Origin of the sequence: Dyadobacter sp. SG02, from assembly GCF_900109045.1 — a bacterium.
In the GTDB taxonomy this organism is placed as follows: domain Bacteria; phylum Bacteroidota; class Bacteroidia; order Cytophagales; family Spirosomataceae; genus Dyadobacter.
Map to the genome: position 1 here is coordinate 481,699 of NZ_FNYL01000005.1, position 17,452 is coordinate 499,150.

13 protein-coding genes are annotated in these 17,452 nt (G+C 51.0%); 4 read left to right on the top strand and 9 right to left on the bottom strand.

All coding sequences use genetic code 11. The features are described from left to right. Positions 1 to 273 precede the first annotated feature (273 nt). The 3 genes from rsgA to BMW93_RS14945 all read left to right on the top strand — a co-directional run bounded on the left by rsgA (position 274) and on the right by BMW93_RS14945 (position 4,333). Positions 274 to 1,338 carry a ribosome small subunit-dependent GTPase A gene (gene rsgA / locus BMW93_RS14930; RefSeq protein WP_090377423.1) on the top strand — a complete coding sequence of 355 codons (1,065 nt, stop codon included), beginning with the start codon at positions 274 to 276 and terminating at the stop codon, positions 1,336 to 1,338. Positions 1,339 to 1,725: 387 nt separating this feature from the next. Beyond that, entirely contained in the window at positions 1,726 to 2,247 is a 522-nt protein-coding gene (locus BMW93_RS14935) for a DinB family protein (RefSeq protein WP_090377426.1), read from the top strand. A 529-nt stretch (positions 2,248 to 2,776) separates the two neighbouring features. Further along, positions 2,777 to 4,333, top strand: a complete 1,557-nt coding sequence (locus BMW93_RS14945) for a hypothetical protein (RefSeq protein WP_090377431.1) — start codon at positions 2,777 to 2,779, stop codon at positions 4,331 to 4,333. A 215-nt stretch (positions 4,334 to 4,548) separates the two neighbouring features. On the opposite strand, the gene BMW93_RS14950 is transcribed toward BMW93_RS14945, so the two are convergent. The 5 genes from BMW93_RS14950 to BMW93_RS14970 form a co-directional block, all read right to left on the bottom strand. Beyond that, positions 4,549 to 5,430: a helix-turn-helix domain-containing protein gene (locus tag BMW93_RS14950; protein ID WP_090377435.1), complete on the bottom strand. Its 882-nt coding sequence runs from the start codon at positions 5,428 to 5,430 to the stop codon at positions 4,549 to 4,551. Positions 5,431 to 5,564: 134 nt separating this feature from the next. Further along, positions 5,565 to 6,800 (bottom strand): DUF4374 domain-containing protein, encoded by a 1,236-nt coding sequence (locus BMW93_RS14955; protein WP_090377438.1) that lies wholly within the window; start codon positions 6,798 to 6,800, stop codon positions 5,565 to 5,567. 36 nt (positions 6,801 to 6,836) lie between these two features. Then, positions 6,837 to 9,212: a TonB-dependent receptor gene (locus BMW93_RS14960; protein ID WP_090377441.1), complete on the bottom strand. Its 2,376-nt coding sequence runs from the start codon at positions 9,210 to 9,212 to the stop codon at positions 6,837 to 6,839. A 464-nt stretch (positions 9,213 to 9,676) separates the two neighbouring features. Next, on the bottom strand, positions 9,677 to 10,531 hold the full coding sequence (locus BMW93_RS14965) for a sugar phosphate isomerase/epimerase (RefSeq protein WP_090377444.1): 855 nt from the start codon (positions 10,529 to 10,531) through the stop codon (positions 9,677 to 9,679). A gap of 149 nt (positions 10,532 to 10,680) precedes the next feature. Next, positions 10,681 to 11,466: a sialate O-acetylesterase gene (locus BMW93_RS14970; protein ID WP_229240446.1), complete on the bottom strand. Its 786-nt coding sequence runs from the start codon at positions 11,464 to 11,466 to the stop codon at positions 10,681 to 10,683. 93 nt (positions 11,467 to 11,559) lie between these two features. On the opposite strand from BMW93_RS14970, the gene BMW93_RS14975 reads away from it, so the two are divergent. Next, the gene (locus tag BMW93_RS14975; RefSeq protein WP_090377447.1) at positions 11,560 to 12,033 is read left to right on the top strand and encodes a hypothetical protein; all 474 of its coding nucleotides are present in this window, start codon (positions 11,560 to 11,562) and stop codon (positions 12,031 to 12,033) included. Between the two features lie 526 nt (positions 12,034 to 12,559). Here BMW93_RS14975 and BMW93_RS14980 read toward each other — a convergent pair. From BMW93_RS14980 to BMW93_RS14995, 4 genes are read right to left on the bottom strand one after another with little or no spacing between them, the layout of a single operon-like run. After that, entirely contained in the window at positions 12,560 to 13,402 is an 843-nt protein-coding gene (locus tag BMW93_RS14980) for a sugar phosphate isomerase/epimerase (protein ID WP_090377451.1), read from the bottom strand. Between the two features lie 13 nt (positions 13,403 to 13,415). Next, positions 13,416 to 15,653, bottom strand: a complete 2,238-nt coding sequence (locus BMW93_RS14985) for a xanthine dehydrogenase family protein molybdopterin-binding subunit (protein WP_090377454.1) — start codon at positions 15,651 to 15,653, stop codon at positions 13,416 to 13,418. A 7-nt stretch (positions 15,654 to 15,660) separates the two neighbouring features. Next, positions 15,661 to 16,668: a xanthine dehydrogenase family protein subunit M gene (locus BMW93_RS14990; RefSeq protein WP_090377457.1), complete on the bottom strand. Its 1,008-nt coding sequence runs from the start codon at positions 16,666 to 16,668 to the stop codon at positions 15,661 to 15,663. Further along, on the bottom strand, positions 16,665 to 17,294 hold the full coding sequence (locus tag BMW93_RS14995) for a (2Fe-2S)-binding protein (RefSeq protein WP_090377460.1): 630 nt from the start codon (positions 17,292 to 17,294) through the stop codon (positions 16,665 to 16,667). The genes BMW93_RS14990 and BMW93_RS14995 overlap by 4 nt, the downstream gene beginning before the upstream one ends. Between the last annotated feature and the right edge of the window lie 158 nt (positions 17,295 to 17,452).

A 17,452-nucleotide genomic window follows, 5' to 3' on the forward strand; every position in this document is an offset into this window, starting at 1 on the left:
CTCACGAGCCTCATTCTCTTTATCATATCTACAATCATCAGACATTTTGGTCCCGGCGGGGCCTAGCGGATTTCCCGTTAATCATTATCTTTGCACCCAATATGTCAAGGTCTGAAACTACATATCGCCCATCTGCTGACATTGCAGCCTGACGCCGGTCTTCTGAATTAATCGCTCTTCGGGACCCGCGACTATCCCCTGCTTTGATCATTTTTTCTCCCCGCTATGCGCGCGGACAGGCGATGTGCTGCCCATAGCTCAGACTTTACCACAATGACATCTTTGACATCATACGGGTGGAATACCCATTTTGAACAACATTTTCATACTTACCAGGCACAAGGACTCGAAGCGGGACGCGTTACCGCCATCGAAGGCTTTCGCCACAAGCTTATTACCGCCAGCGGGAACACCGATGCCTTGCTTTCGGGCGCGTTGATGAACGGGGCAGAAAACTGCGACCTGCCCAAAGTCGGCGATTGGGTAGCATTCAAAACTTATGATAATGAGGGCATTATCATCTCCTTGTTAAAGCGGATCAACGAGCTCAGCCGCAAACTGCCCGGCCGGGCGACCGAGAAGCAGGTGATCGCGACCAATATCGATACCGCATTCATCGTGCAGGGCCTCGACCGTGACTTTAACGCCATGCGTTTGCAACGTTACATGGTACAGATCATGCAATGCAATATTCGACCGGTGGTGCTGTTGAACAAGCAGGACCTCGTGACCGACCCGGAACGTTACCGGCAGGAAGTGATCGCATTAGGTTACGACTGCCCCGTACTGTTGCTGAGTGCGACCGGCCATAAAGGTTTGCAAAATTGGGCGGCGGAACATTTGCTGCCCGGCAACACGTATGTCCTCATCGGCTCGTCGGGCGTCGGGAAAAGCACGCTGGTGAATGCATTGCTGGGTTACCGGTTGCGGGAAGAAGGCACGGTGAGCGATTTCAATAACAAGGGCAGGCATACAACCGTTTCGAGGAACCTGATCATGCTGCCGTCGGGAGCAATGCTGATCGACTCGCCGGGGATGCGCGAGTTTGGCGTTACGCTGGAAGCCGACGAACAAGGCTTGAACTATCACCCATTGCTGGCGGCGCTTTCAGTCGAATGCCGGTTCCACGATTGTACGCACCAGCACGAGCCCGGGTGCGCGGTGGTCGCGGCCGTGCGCGAGGGCGGGCTTCCGCGCGAAGTTTACGAGAGTTACCTCAAAATCAGTCGTGAACAAGCGCATTACCAGACCGATTCCCTCGAAAAGAAACGTGTTGAGCGGCAGTTTGGCAAAATGGCGAAGCAGGTAGTGCAATACCGGAAGCAGCGGAAGTATTGAGGTAAAAAGAAAAAGAGGAACACGCCGCCCCTCTCTTTACTCAAACTACAATGAAATCATGTCCGGAGACCGGACTCCACTAAAAGGTTTCGCAGCGCAGTCTCTAATGACTTTTGACGGCGCTACCGAGTGAACGGTAACTGCAAAAAGTAAAAGCCCCGGTAGTTTACGCTGCCGGGGCTCAACTATTACTTTAATAACCTGGGCTCTGAACGAGGCCCATTGCATGGGTGACGTTCGTGAACGTACCGTCGGGATTGTTATGATAAAGTACCGGCTGCCCGTGGAATTCCGGCGGGTTGCCTGGTAATTTTCTACCGGTGACTTGCAGATACTTACCGGAAATGCAATACATTAGGAATCCACATCATTCAACCCCACCAAACCATGACCACCACCGAACTGCTCGTCCACCAGAACGCCAACTCCTACGGCTGGACCAACAAGCTCATCGAAAACATCCCGCTCGAAAAATGGGAGATCATCCCCGACACCGTTGAATCCAGCATCAGCTGGCAGGTAGGACACCTGATCATCAGCCATTATTTTCATACCGTCATGGTTATCCGCGGGCATCAAATGGATATTTTGCGGCAACTCCCGATCAAAGAATACAGCGACTATTTCACCGTCGCCCGCGCCGAACAATCCATCGGCAGATTCTCACCCGAAAAACTATTCGCAGATTTAAAAATCATGCAGCAAAAATCGCTGGAAATCCTTGCGACGGTAACCCTGGAAGAGCTCGAAAACCCATTAGAACCTACCCCTACCCCACATCCCGTGGCCACCAACAAGTTCGAAGCCATCGACTGGAACGTGAAGCATACCATGTACCACTGTGGTCAGATCGGGGTTTTGCGGAGGATTGTGAGCGAAAGGTTTGATTTTGGGTTGCGGGTGGGGTGAGCGACTGCCCATATCAGCAACACCTTATGGAAGGCAAATTAGAGGCGATGCAGTTGTCCAAAAATCCGAACAATCGTCGCGAGTGAGAAAAACATTAGGGCTGTAAATAGTGCGCCTCGACCATAACATGTATAGAAAAGTGCTGTCTTCCCTATATACATTTTTAGGACATGTATAGAAAATTGCACTTTTCTGTACATGTCCACTCTTCATGCAACGCCGCAGTCCTCATACTGAAATACCCAGGCGCGTAACCTATTTGTTTGCCGAAGACCTGTAAATACTCCGACTCGGAAAAGCCCAGATGGTAGCTGATTTCGCACTTGGCTCCCAGACTGAGACGCCCGTTAATCATTTGACTGATGGCTGTGTAGAGGTTAGTGGTCTTTTTTGTAGCTGCACACCATGACTCCTTTTGAAAAATGAATTGAAATTCATTAGGGTCAACTCACGGTGATATAATCATCTTGTTCTGTCTATGGAGTAAATGACTGGTTCCAATTTGCTATATTGTGCAATAACTCACGGAATGAAACAAATTCGCATAACAGACCACTTTCTATTCTTCGTAAATAATTACGGAGTGGATGAGCGATCAATCTTCGATACTTTCGATACTCCGGATAAAGAACAGAGAATTTCACAGACGCGAACGTTGTTCTATAAATATTTTCCTGATAGGCGTTTGCACCATTTGCTGATATGCGTAAAAAAAATCAATACAGAAAACAGGCTTTCGTTTGCTTTCTGGCTTCCTGAGCAAACTTTATGTATTGATATGCCCTTAGAAGCTACGCTCGCTGTATTTTGCCAAACATTTGGGTTTACCATCGATTTACAAGATGTTAGTGCTAAGTACATAGAAAGTGTTGAGCTAAATGATGTATCGGTCGACGATATAGGCAAGCTCATTCGCATTGATGCTTGGGAAGACACGCCCATTTTTCGACACTATATTGCTTCCGCGACATGGAGCAAAATCACTTTAACTCACATCTTTGCTATCAATCAGTATCAATATCAATGTTGGTATGGAAATATTGAAGTTCTAACAATAGACATCCATAGTGAATGGCGCACCTATGTAAACAATATAATTGAAAATCTGAATCCAATTGAAAAGACTAAACTTGAAATAATCACAGCAAAGAAAAACCCCCTATGGGATGTTGTATCACTTGGCCAAACAGAACCGATGCGCGAAACATTCGTAACGTTTCCTAAGTTGTACAAAAATGAACTAAACGCGATAATTGACAGCTTGCAAAGAGGCGGTAATGTGTTTGTATCGCCCAAAATCAATACAGGTTGCATATTTTGTGGAAACAAGTCAAAAAGCCAAGAGCACATTCTACCAACATGGTTCCGAAATTATTTTCCCGAGTATTCTTTCGATAGCATTACCCACCATATACCCCTCGAAAAACCTATTAGTTCTTACGAATACGGACTAAGCAAGGGTAAAGAAAGATCTTATGGGATTACGACGTACGATGTCTGCGTAAAGTGTAACAATGAATGGATGTCTGAACTGGAAAATGATGTAAAGAACATCATTACTCGTAATTCGAATGATTTAAAATATTCTCATGAACTGGCATTAACTCCGATCAACCGCCAGATGTTGAGCAGATGGTTGATATGTAAAGTTTTACTTTTAGCTATGAGAGTTCGGTTATTACCCCCTTTAACTCAAAAAGCAACTACTGATTTAAGAAAAGGAAAAATAGGCGACGGCTTTCTAGTCGAAATTCATGGTACTCAACATTTCGGCCTAAATTATCAACTGTCAGTCCAATCCCCATCGGTCAACATCAACAAAAAGAACGACGGGTCCATTGCACAGCTACAAGCGAACCTCTTCGTGGCTGTCATACACATAGGGTTTGTCTTTTATCGCATTTCACATTGGGCGCATGAAAACAAATATCCTAGAACGAACGTCTGGCCAAATACTTTTTCAATCCATCCAGTTTATTCTCAACTATCCACAACCAAAGCCGCGAATTTAGGTCTCGATAACATTGATTCGAATAGCGAACTACAATTGTTTCTCAGATCTCTTGAAGTTGCCAATGAGGCATAAGGTCAAAAACAATCCGATCTCAAAAGCTCAAATTTCATTCGGACGAAACAGTTGAGAAAGTTCTTAAATGAGCGGAATGGCAGCGAAGAACAGACAGCAGACACGAAAACGAAAAAACGCTGATTGCGGGTTCAGCGTTAAAGACCTTTGTAGGTTCCCTGCTGGCAGGGAATGATGGTAAGATACAAAATAATGATGAAAAACAAGTCTATCAGTCACGCTTCATACAACACCGCCATCCGACTCCTAAACTCTTCCGGGCTGTACCCCGTCTGCTTCCCGAAAAACCTTGTGAAGTAGGCTGGCTCCGAAAAGCCAAGCTCGTAGCTGATTTCCTTGATCGGTTTCCGTACGTAGCCGATTTCGCGTTTGGCTTCGAGAATGAGGCGCTCGTTGAGCATCTGGCTGATGGTTTTACCAAATGATTCTCGGGTGAGCTCGTTGAGGCGTTTGGCGCTGAGGGAAAGCTCGTTGGCGTAAAAATCCGCTTTGCGTTGGCGACGGTAGTTGTTTTCGATGGATTCCAGCAATATTTGCAACCTCGGGTCCCGGGGCGTGGTTTCCCCTGTTTCTTTCTGCAAATCAATGCATTGCAGGAACCAACTTCGAAGGTACGATTCGAGGATGGCCGGACGCTTTTCGTTTTCGTTTTCGATTCGGATCAGGTCCGTTAGTGTTCGCACGACCAGCAAATGGCAGTCGGGTATGGTAACGGAGAAATTGGTGGAGCATTTGAAGAGTTTGAAAATGTCGTTGCCGATCAACCGTTCGAAAAAATCTTTGGAAATAGCCATCAGGAAGCCGCATTTGTCACGCTGATCCATGCTGTGCACCTGGTCGGGCAGCAGGAGGAAAACCTGGTTGGACGCGATGGGGTATTTATTGAAGTCGATGTAATGTGCCTGTCCGGGCTTAACGTCGGTGAACCATAGCAGTTCGTAAAAATCGTGGCGGTGAATGCCGTTGAAGAAATGCTCGTCGCCGTCTTCGATGGTGGCCATCGCAAAAAAGGCATCGCCCAGGTCGTGCAGGGGGAATTGCGTGCGCTGCTGCTCGTGGTGCTGTTCCTCTATCGTCTTGCTAACTGTGTAATCCATATCCCTTTCCCTCTGCTTAATGCGCTTCGCAGCCTCAAATATCGGCAACGGGCGCAGTTCCTGCAAAACACAAATCCCCGCCCGCGTCCGACGATCGGAGCCCGGCGGGGTTTGTAGTACTTCTAAAACCCAAACTATTTGACCTTAACAATGGCGGTAATTGCCCCACCTTCGACTTTGAGTCCTTGCTTGGCTACCGCAGTGGCGATATCCACTGTGTAAACCCAGCTCCCGGCCTCGGTGTTGATACCTACAAAGACGCTCTTTTTGTCATCGCTGACAGTATTGTTGTTATAAGAAGCCGACGACGACGCGAAAGCTTCCGGCGCACCGGTTACCCATGTAAATGTCTGATTGTAAGCGTCGGCAATGGCCAATTTCTTGTTTCCGGACGCCTTGCCCAGGTCTCCGTACATATAAAGCAGAAACTTGCCGCTGCCCAGGTAGGTCTGGTTGGCGATTTTGTAGCCGCCCGATTTTTCCTGCACATTAAAGAAATAGCTCTTGTCGAACTCCGTGGTACCCTTTTTAATGCGGACGAATGCCGAAGGTTTCGTAGTCGTAGCCACACCGCTGTTGGTCGCCGAGGCCGGTGAGAAACCGTACACATCGCCGTTTTCATCCACCGACAAACCGTTGTTGAAATACGAGCCGATGAAGCTGGTACGGTTGTCTTTGATCACTTTGTCGAGCGTCATGGCCGGGTAATTGAATACGGCGATCCAGCTGCTGTCCGGGTTGGCGGTACCGAATACGTCCGGCGCGGCGCCTTTGATGCTCATGTAGGGAGCAAAAATTTTGTCGCCCACCTGCGTCGCCCACGTGAAGTGCGCGCGCTCGCCGTTGCCCGCGAGTTTCACGATGTTCACCTGACCTTCGCCTACGATTTTGGATTGATCTGCATTAATGCGGAACCACGACGCGCTTTCGTTACCGCTTCTCGGTACCTTGATGGTGAGGATATCATCTCCCGCCGGTGCAAAAACCTGAACAGTTTCGCTCTGGAAATCAGAGGTTTTCACCAGACCGCCTTTTTCATCCAATGCATAAGTCGTAACGGCGCCGGGGTTTCCCTGACCGTACAACAGGCTGAAAAACTTGCCCTTATGGGTCAGGTAATAGCGGTAAGAACCATCCTGCTCGATGCCCTGCCCTACCGTACTGATCGTTCCCGCTGAGAGATCGCCGGTCGTAAGGAGGTAATCGGCAACGCCTTGTGAGCCGATCGGCGCCGAAGCCACCACGTAGCGTGACTGCGTGCCGGTACCCGGTTCCGGGGTCGGATTGTTGTTGTCGTCATCACTGCTGCAAGCGCCCAACGCCATGCCCATACCTGCTACGAAAAACCATTTCAAATATGACTTTTTCATTTTCTGATTTTGATTGGATTATTGAATTGTGAAAGATTATTTACTGATGAAATAGCGTAATTTGACATAGAAACCACGACTTGGCTTCTGCAAGCTGAAATTATCGAACAGCTTCGCGTCGAGCAGGTTTTTGCATTCCAGCGAGACGTTGTACCGGCCATCGGCCATGGCGTATACCACATTCACGTCGTGACTCAGCTGCTCCGGGATGTCGAGTTTGTCGGCGCCGAGGCTGGGCCAATACAGGTAGTAGGCATGCACATAAAGCAGGTTATAGCCGAGCGTGAGCGTGTTACCTTTCTTACCAAGGTCTTTGAAGAAAACCGCCGCGTCGGCATTACCGAAAAGGAACGGCATGTTAGGGATACGATCGCGGTACAGCGGACTTTCAGTGGTATAACCTTCTTCGAAACGCGTGTTGTTGCGGAGATTTTGGTAGGTAAGGTTCGCACCCGCCGTGAAAAGCTGGCGGTACGAATAACGGACTTCCCCGTCGATACCGAAATTGGTAACATCCGCCAGGTTGTCCATTACCTGTTTGGTCTGGTTGGCATTCAGGCGGGGACGTATAAAGCCCTGCGCGTCGCGGTAGAGCACATTCGCATCCACGCTGAAACGGTGCACGCGGTTGACCGCCCCATTGTAGCTGAAACCGAGGTTATAGTTGTAGCTCGTCTCGGGATCGAGGTCTATATTACCTTCCAGATTCAGAAGGTCACCGAACAGCTCATCGGTTTCCGGCAAGCGATAACTTTTTTCAAATGAACCTTTTAACTGAAAATTCTTGAAAAGAAAATAAGTGGAGGCAATACCGTAGCCCAGCTTCTCAAAACTGTTTTTCTGGACTAAAAACGCCTCGTCGCCCCAGTTGCCCGTCGGGTTGTAGGAAACTGAAAATTTGTTGTTCTGGGAAAAATGTTTGAGAAAAAGCGAGGTATTCCAACGCTCATTGTAATCGAATTTGTAACCCAATCCCAGTACATTCTTCTTGTTCACGCGCGGCTGTTCGTATTTGGCCGATTCAGGGAAAAGCTCGTCCTCGCCCTTGCGGTTGAATGTGTTCAATACATTGTTAATGGTAATCGAATGCCGCGGATCGATCTGATAGGTCACATTCGCCGTTGCCAGACCGTTGTTGTTCCGGAATTTATACAGCGACCTTTCCCGCTCGCTACCTTTTCCTTCGTATTGTTTGAATTGCTGGAACCAGTTGTAGCGACGGTATACCGTGTCCACATTCTGCTCCTGGCCGAGGTTATAGTTGGCGGAAATATTGACATTCAGCCCTTTCACAAACAAATCCTTCTTCTGGTATTTCAAACTCGGCATCACAATGTTACCCTTCCGGTGCCACTGCCCGAACACGCTCACCATCCGCGCGCCGGTCTGGATTTCGGCTTTGTTCTTACCCAAAGTAACGCCTAGTAAAAGCCTGTCGGCGAACTTCTTGCCTACCACACCCACATTCGCGATCACGGTTTCATTGTGATAGGTGTCGTGAAACCGGCGCAAACGCTGGTTGCGGAAATACTCGCCGGTATTCACGTCGGCGACATCGACGGTAATCCAGTAATTATTGTCCGAATAATTCTGAAATGCATTCAGTTGTGCCGTAAAGCCGTTTTTGGCCGTGTAACCCGCATTGATCGTCGTGCGGTGCGTGTTGAACGAGCCGTAAGAATAAGAGGCATCGAGGTAACTGTTCTGGCGGGTATTCGTCACGATATTCACCGCGCCACCCAATGCATCCGAGCCGAGCCAGATCGGTACCACGCCCTTGTAAACCTCCACCCGCTCGGCGAGGTTAATGGGGATATTGTTCAATTGAAAGGAGGAGCCGAAATTATCCATCGGTACGCCGTCGAGGAAGAACTTCACCTGGCGTCCTGTGAACCCGTTCAGTGAGAAGTTCATGTTCGAGCCCACGCCGCCGCTCTCCCGTACACGCACCCCCGACACACGGTCGAGTGCGTGGGAAAGGTCGAGCGTGGAGTTTTGGAGCTTTTTGGCGTCGATGGCCGTCACGTTGTACGCCTGGCGATTAATCTCCTTCGTCTCCGTCCGGCCGATCACCGAAACCGATTCGAGCTCGCGCGTTTCGGAAACCAGTTTGGCATTATGTTTAAAATGCTCGCCGGCTTTGAGCGTAATGTCTTTGGTCTGCGTTTGGTAGCCCATGAAGGACACCAGCATCTTGTAGGAACCCGGACGGACATGTTCGAGCGTGTACTTTCCGTCGGCGCCGGTGAAAGTACCGTGCGAAGTCCCTTTCAGGCTCACGGAAGCACCGGGGAGCGTCTCGCCGTCTTCCGACCTGACGTGCCCGGTGAGGGTAACATCCGCCTGCTGGGCAAAGGCGACGAACGACAAGGCACAAAGGAGCCCTGTATGCAGAATTTTACTAATTTGCATTGCTTTAAATGTTTCAGCGTTTTAAGTAATGCGCTTCGGCGCGCCAAACCGGCGGGGTACCAGCCCTCCGGTTTTTTACTTTGAATAGATATCTCGGGGAATGTCAGATAGCGGTCAATTCATAGGTATTCATTTTTGAGGGTGATTTTAGATTATAGTAGCGTAAGGACGACCAAACCGCACTGTACTTTTCGAACAACTTGTTGGTCTATTTTTATTAATAAATAGACTCATTCTAAATAATAGCGCAAAAGTAGCCAGCTGGCGACAGTTATGCTTATACAATTTGCCGGTTCAGCTGGACAATCTGAACATCGGCCGATATTGCACGCAACGCCGGTTCGATTTAAATCGTAATAGCTGCCTGCATAACCAACCAAAAAGTAATCCACAGGAGGCACATATAGCAAGGCAGCCGTATCCCGGTCTAAAACAGGATACGGCTGCCACAGTTATTATTCCAATTAGTATTTCAAACTTTTCAAATAGGCGATCGACTGAGGCACCTGCCTGGCGTAGCTCGGGCTTTCGTCCTCGATATAGTAATGTTTTAGTCCCGCCTTCCGTGCAGCTTTCAGGACAGCCGGAATATCGATTTGCCCCGTACCTAATGCGACATCGTTCTCGACCGGGGTGCCGCCCGACAAATTGCCGGTTATGCCCTTTTTCAAATCTTTCATATGCATGAGTTTGAAACGGTCGGGATACTTGTTGATCAGCGCGGCCGGGTCCTGGCCGGGGAAGAACGTCCAGAGCATGTCGAGCTCGAAGCTCACGTATTTCGGATCGGTTTTCTGGATAATATAATCCATGAGCGTGCCGTCGCCGTGCTTTTCAAACTCGTAGCCGTGGTTATGGTAGCAGAATGTCAGCCCGAATTCGTCTTTCAGTTGCTTGCCGATCTTGTTGAAATCCGCCACGGTCTTCTCGGCCATTTCGAGTGTAAAAGGCCCTTTGTGCGGCACCCACGCCACGCGCACGTAACTCGCGCCCAATGCTTTCGCATTATTTCCTACTTCCTGGGTCTTGTTCAAAGCGTCCTCATACCCCACCCCGAACGACGAGCATTTGATCCCGCGTTCATCGAGCAATTTGCGTAGCTCCGGCGCCGTCTTACCGAAAAGGCTGGAAAACTCCATGTCGGTAATTTTCAGCGCTTTGATCGTATCCAACGTGGCAGCCGCATCCTTGGAAAGGCTCGACCGGAACGTGTACGAAACCATTCCCGGCTGATCGGGAAAAAGCGGTTTGCCTTTCTGGGCCGAAGCTGAATATCCGCAAGCCAGTGCCGCGAGGAGCGTTAAATGTTTGATTTTCATGAAAAAGAATGGTGAGGTTTTGGATTCAATGGGATGGGATCTTTTGATTTTATTATGATGATATGTTGATGACGAAAAACCGGGATGTTCACCCCATTGCCGACAAATATTGCGGGTGTTCGTCTGCACGAAACACGCTGGATGGAAAATTACTTGTTCCGTTCGAAGAGCGCATTGGCGTACCTTCTGCCCAATTCCCGCGCGGATGCGGTGTCGAAATGCGTATCGTCGCCTTTGTGCGTCAGGCCTGATGCCGAAGCGAGGGAAACCAGCTTGTTGTTTTTGGCATAATCGGTTATTACTGCGTTAATGAACGCGGCATCCGGATTTTTCGCTACATAAAAATCGCCCAGCGTTCCCACCACCAGCGGTACGTTTTCCGTGTGCGTATCCCGGCGAAGGCGTTTAAAAAAGTCAGCCAGTTTTGCCGCATAGGCGTCTTTCTTTTCAGGTGAGCTGTCCGATTCGCCCTGATGCCAGATAATGCCTTTGATGGTCCCTCGTTTCTGCGCCTCTTTCACGCGGGCGAGCATTTCATCGTAGGCATAAATGCCGGTTTGCTCATGCCGGACGCCGGGTTGCCAGTCGTCGATACCGCTGCCGCCGACGGCACACGGAATGAGTCCGATGGGTCTGCCGGGATGTTTTTTGAGGATTTCCTGCGCGAAGGTCAGTCCGGGGCCTACCCCTACTACGGCTGGTTTGTCCTGGTGCAGCGGATCGGCCGCCATTTTCCATTCATTCTGACGGTTGATCGTCCACATTTTCGGAGAATCCGGCGTAGACGCCGCATCCGTCGCACCCCGACCGGCCATATTCGACTGACCGATCAGCAGGTATAAGTCCATTTGATTCGGCGCCGTTTGCGCCAAAGCGACGGTTGTTCCCAGAAGCATACCCAGGAATAGGCTCAATCCTTTAAAGTTCATATTCATCGTTAACACACATTTTGAAATAATCGCATTTTAAGCAAAAGCAAGGCCCCGCAAATATTTATCCATTAATTTGGCGCGATAAATCAAATACCCATGCGCAAAAGCTTCATCCAAACCAAACCCCACCTCACGCTCCTCCTGGCCTGCCCCATCATCGCCGTCATTGCCTGGATACGGCGCAGCTATGCCGTCGATGTGCAGTTGTACGATACCTATTATGTACTGAGGATTGATTTGATAGCCGAGCTCCTGATCACCATTACACTGATTACCAGCCTATTATACTGGATCACACGAAACCGCACCGGCTTTCCGCAACTGACGGTCGCACACGTGCTCGGCACGATCGGTATCGCGATTTACATCACCAGCACGATGGGTTACCCGCCCAATAACGCCGTCGATACCTGGACCACATTTTCGCCGCAACAGTATAAAGAATGGGAAGATATGCGGGTTCGCTTTATGGGAGCGGTCGTTACGTTCGGAGCATTTCAGCTACTGCTCGTCGCAAACCTGATCGTGAAGGGAGTTAAGGGTTTCCGACCACAGACGCCCGACCGCTGACTGCCGAACAAGTGTCATTTGTTGTCAGGTTTGGTCAGGGGTTGTCATTTGTGGTCATTTGTTGTCATTTATAGTCATTTGTTGTCATTTGTAGTAAGGTATTGTCAACAGAAGTCAATTGTCGCCTGATGTTCTTTTTGATTTGGAAGTAAATGCAGTTGATATGTAACATAGGCAGAAAACACATTTGCCCGATTGCGTTAAAATGCCGTCAGGCATGTAACAACAGCGCATTGTTGTTACATGCCTGACGGCATTTCTCGAAACACATCATTCATATTACTACCAATGTTTCATCGCGACGCGATTTGGGCTACTCCTGACCGCTCCTGACTACGCCTGACCATACATGACCACTCCTGACTACTCCTGACCATACATGACCACCCCTGACTACTCCTGACTACTCCTGACCATACATGACCACACATGACCACACATGACCACACATGACCACACATGACCACTCCTGACCACACATGACCACTCATGACCACACATGACAACTTTCAGCGTTCAGCCGTCACTACCGATTTAACCGATCCAGGTATTTCAACGCGTGATCCACATCGGGCACGTTTTTGTCCCAGTTTCCTTCGCGTTCGATGTAGACGTAGCCGTCGAAACGCTGGCGTTTGAGTTCGGTGATGATGGCCGGGTAGTTGATCACGCCCGTGCCGACCATAACATCGTTGGCTTTGAGGTTTCCGGCAGCGTCGAGGTCTTTGATGTGCAGACAGATAATCTTCCCTTGCAGGGTTTGAAGGCATTTCACGGGATCGAGGCCGCTGCGGACCCAGTGGCCGATGTCGGCGCAGGCGCGGAAATGCGGGCGGCCTTGCATCGCCATCACCACGGAATCGGGATGCCAGAAATAGCTTGATCCTTTCGCATGTTCGTGAATCGCTACTTTGACTTTATAATGCTCCGCCAGCTTTTCGATCGCATCCCAATGCTGTTTTTGCGGTTCGGCATTCAGGAATTCGAGGTTCATTTTTTGGGCAAATTCGAAATTGGCTTTCCAATCTTCTTCGCTCTTGCCGTCGGCATAGACCGACTTCATTTTCAATCCCCGTTTATCGAGCATTCCTTTCATTTTCTTTATCTCGTCGTCCGAAAGCCTGGGAATAGCGTGGCCATCGAAAGCGTCGCCAAGTTTATGAAAGAAGAAACCTTCGACATACAATGCATTGATACTGTCGGCTTTATCGAGCGCTTGCTCAAAGGAAAAGCGGTTGAATGAATACAATGCAACGCCGGGTTTCCACTTCAAACTATCTCCCGGGCCAGCCGTACGGAAGTTGTAAAACAATGCGGAAGCAGCAATGGACACGACGCTCAGCAAAAGCAGTAACTTATTCTTTTTCATATCATTAAATATTTCAAATTAACTTTTCCGGCGTAATCGGCAACTCCCTCACCCGCTTGCCGGTTGCATGGAAAACCGCATTGGCAATGGCCCCGGCGACACCTACAATGGCGATTTCGCCCAGGCCTTTGGAACCGATCGGGTTGGCCTGCATATCGGGTTTGTCGATGTAATATACTTCAATCGGCGGAACATCGGCATTCACCGGGATGTGGTAACCTGCAAAATCTGTGGTGACATATCGGCCGAAACGGTGGTCCATCGCCGAATGCTCCATCAGCGCCATGCCTATTCCGCCCACAATACCGCCGATCGACTGGCTGCGGGCCGTTTTATAGTTAATAATCGCCCCCACATCCGCGCACGTAACCACTCGCGTAACGCGCACCTCGCACGTGAGCGGGTCAACCTCCACCTCCACGAAATGGCAGCCAAACGAATACATCGAATACTGGTCCCGCTCTGCCCCGGATTTCGACTCTTCCGTCACTTCCAGTTCATTCAAATGATGGTGTTTCAAAATATCCGCGTAACTAATCCCCTCCTTATCGTCACCAGAACCCAAAACCTGACCGTTCCTGACTACTCCCGACCATTCCTGACCAGTTCCACGCGGCATTTCCCGCGCCAACCCGATCAATTTGCCTTTCAACGCCTCGCAAGCCGCATGCACCGCCGAACCCACGCTGGGGATCGTAGACGAGCCATTCTGGCCCGGCGCATCGGGCAGAGCCGAATGACCTAATTCGAAGCGGATTTTTTTGGCATTTAAACCCAGTACTTTGGAAACAATGCGCATCATGGCCGTGCCGGTGCCGGGGCCAATATCCATTGTCGCACTTTGCACGGTTACCGAACCATCGGCGTGCATCACCGCCCGCGCTTTGGAGGGATGCCGGTGGAAACCGTACAGGCTCGACGCCATACCGTAACCCAGCAACATGCCGTTCCGCTTCACCGACCGGGGCTCGCGCAGCCTGTTTTTCCAGCCGATCTTTTCGGCCCCCAGCTCATAGCATTCCCGAAGCGACTTCGCCGACCACGGCAGGTTCCGTTCCGGGTCACTTTCCGCGTAGTTTTTAAGCCGGAATTCCAGCGGGTCCATTTTCAATGCATAGGCCAGCTCGTCCATGGCCGATTCCAATGCAAACGTCCCCGTGGCATCACCCGGCCCGCGCATCCACGTGGGCGTACCCACGTCGAGCGGGAGCAGGCGGTAGCGCGTGGCCACGTGCGGGCTTGCGTACAGCGCGCGGGATGCGAGCACGGTACGCTCCAGATGTTCCTCGTACATCGAGGTTTGGCCCGTTCCTTCATGGATAATGCCTGCGAGCCGCCCGTCTTTCCCGGCACCGATACTGATTTTCTGTTTGTTATAAGGCCTGTAACCGACGGAAGTAAACATCTGCTCCCGTCCCAGCACCAGTTTCACAGGCCGCTTCAATTGCTTTGCCGCCATGACCGCCGCCATGGTATGCGGCCACACGCGGATACCCGACCCGAATGCACCTCCAATGTACGTTGCCACGACCTGCACATTCTCCCGGGGCACCTTGAACGCCTGCGCCAGTTGCCCCTGCGCGGATTTTACGCCCTGGTTTTTATCATAGACAGTCAGCTTGTCCTCCGCTTCCCATATGGCGATGATCGCGTGCGGTTCGAGCGGTTGGTGGTGCTGGGTGGGAATAGTGTATTCGGCTTCGATTTTAACGTCCGCATTGGCTAGCGCACCAGCATCGCCGCGCTCATAATCCTGAAAAGGCGAGTTTTTCGAACGCTGGACGTTCTGTGCAATGCCTGATTGATGAATGTTCTTTTCAAAATGCGTTTGATGGGTTTCCTTCTGGTACGTCACACGCACGAGCGACGCGGCGTGCACTGCCTGCTCGCGCGTACCTGCGACCACCATGGCCACGGGCTGTCCGTCGAAGTAGATCAGCGGGTCATAGAACACGCGGAATGCCGTGCCCACCGGCATGCGCTCGGCAGGTTGCTTTTTGGGCGGCCAGCCTGGGACGGTAATCGCATTGAGGTGGCTGATCACCGCCAACACGCCCGGCACGGCCTCCGCCTCGCGCGATTCGATGGTAGTAATGCTGCCTTTGGCAATGGTACTCGTCACCAATACGGCATGTACAAGCTCCGGAACAGCGTACTCGGCCGAGTAGGTCGCCCTGCCGGTCACTTTTACGGCCCCGTCGACGCGACTGAGCGAGGTATCCGATGGGTTCTCCAACGTTTGTCTTTTCATAGTCCGATCAGGAAATGCCCGCCGCGGTTTTCAGCGCCGCGACGATCGCATTGGACGTTAGTTTGATTTTGAATGCATTCTGTTCCGTAGCCTTGGCACTCTCCATTTCATGCTCCGCCACCTCCCTGAACAACTTTTCAGAAGGCACCTGTCCCCTCAGCATGAGGTCGATAGCCCAGTAACGCCACGGCTTGTGCGCCACGCCCCCGAGTGCCATCCGGGCATCCCAAATCCGGCCGCCGTCCATTTGCAGCGCCGCCGCCACCGACACCAATGCAAAGGCATAGGAAGCGCGGTCGCGCACTTTCAGGTAGTGGCTGTGTTTGGCAAATGCATTATCCAGCACCTCAATGGCCGTCACGAGCTCGCCGGGGCCGAGGTTGGTATCCAGCTCGGGCTGCTGGGTGGACAGGCGAAGAAAGTCTTTCATTTGTATCCTCCGCTCCCCGTCCCGGCCATTGACCACCACTACCGTATCCACGGCAGTGAGCGCCACGCACATATCACTGGGGTGAACGGCCAGGCACGACGACTTTTCGATCCCGCCGAAGCCGTTTCCGGCAAAAAAGATCGCGTGTGTTCTGTTAATGCCCCCTTCCGCCCCGCAACCGGTACCCGGCTTGCGCTTGTTACAAGGCAATGCAAGGTCGTAAAAGTAGCTGCAACGTGTCCGCTGCAACAGGTTACCTCCTATCGTGGCCATATTGCGCAACTGCCCCGACGCGCCCGCGAGTAATGCCTGTGCGAGCAGCGGCTGGCGGGTTACAACGGCCTTATGTATGGCTACATCGCTGTTGAGGGCCAATGCGCCGATCCGTAGGCGGTCGTACCGGTGTTCAATTTTCTTTAAGGGAAGATGGTTGATATCGATCAGTTTCGTAGGCGACGCGATACCCCGCTTCATGAGGTCGATGAGGTTGGTACCGCCTGCGATGTACCGCGCTCCGGGGTCGTCGGCTGCCATGCCAATGGCTTCCGCGACGGTTTTGGGACGGAGGTATGGAAATGGTTTCATACTTTCGAGCCCTCCTTTTTTACTTCGAGAATAGCATCCACGATATTCGGATAGGCCCCGCAACGGCACAGGTTGCCGCTCATATATTCCCGCACCTCCTCCGCCGAGCCCGCATGCCCCTCGCGTATACACGCAACGCCCGACATCACCTGCCCCGGCGTGCAGTACCCGCATTGAAAACCATCGTGTTTGATAAACGCTTCCTGCAAGGGATGCAACTTTTCACCTTCCGACAGCCCTTCGATCGTCGTGACCTTCGCGCCGTGCTGCATGACCGCGAAAGTGAGGCACGATAATGTCCTCCGGCCATCGATATGCACGGTACAAGCCCCGCATTGCCCGAAATCACACCCTTTTTTAGTTCCTGTCAGCCCGAGGTTTTCACGAAGCAAATCCAGCAAGGTCATGCGCGGATCGATGGAAATCCGTCTGCGTTTTCCATTGATCGTGAGCGACAATCTGACCTTTACCGCATTGCCTGTCGGCGCATCTTCCAATGCCTGGGCCGTTTGCAGAAAGTCTGCCGGCGCCATGGAAAGTCCGGCTATGAACATGGATTGTTTCAGGAAAAAGCGGCGGTCTTCGTCGGGCGCGTCTGGCGGAATAGCGTCGTGATCGGTGTCCATGGTCGGTTAGTTCGGTGAATATGTTTCAAAAAGGGAGGTTAAGGTGTAATTTACCGGATTTCGCCAAAAATGCCGTCAGGCATGCAACAACAATGCTTTGCTGTTACATGCCTGACGGCATTTTCCGGGATGTGTTATGCAACGTGATTGCTACCGAT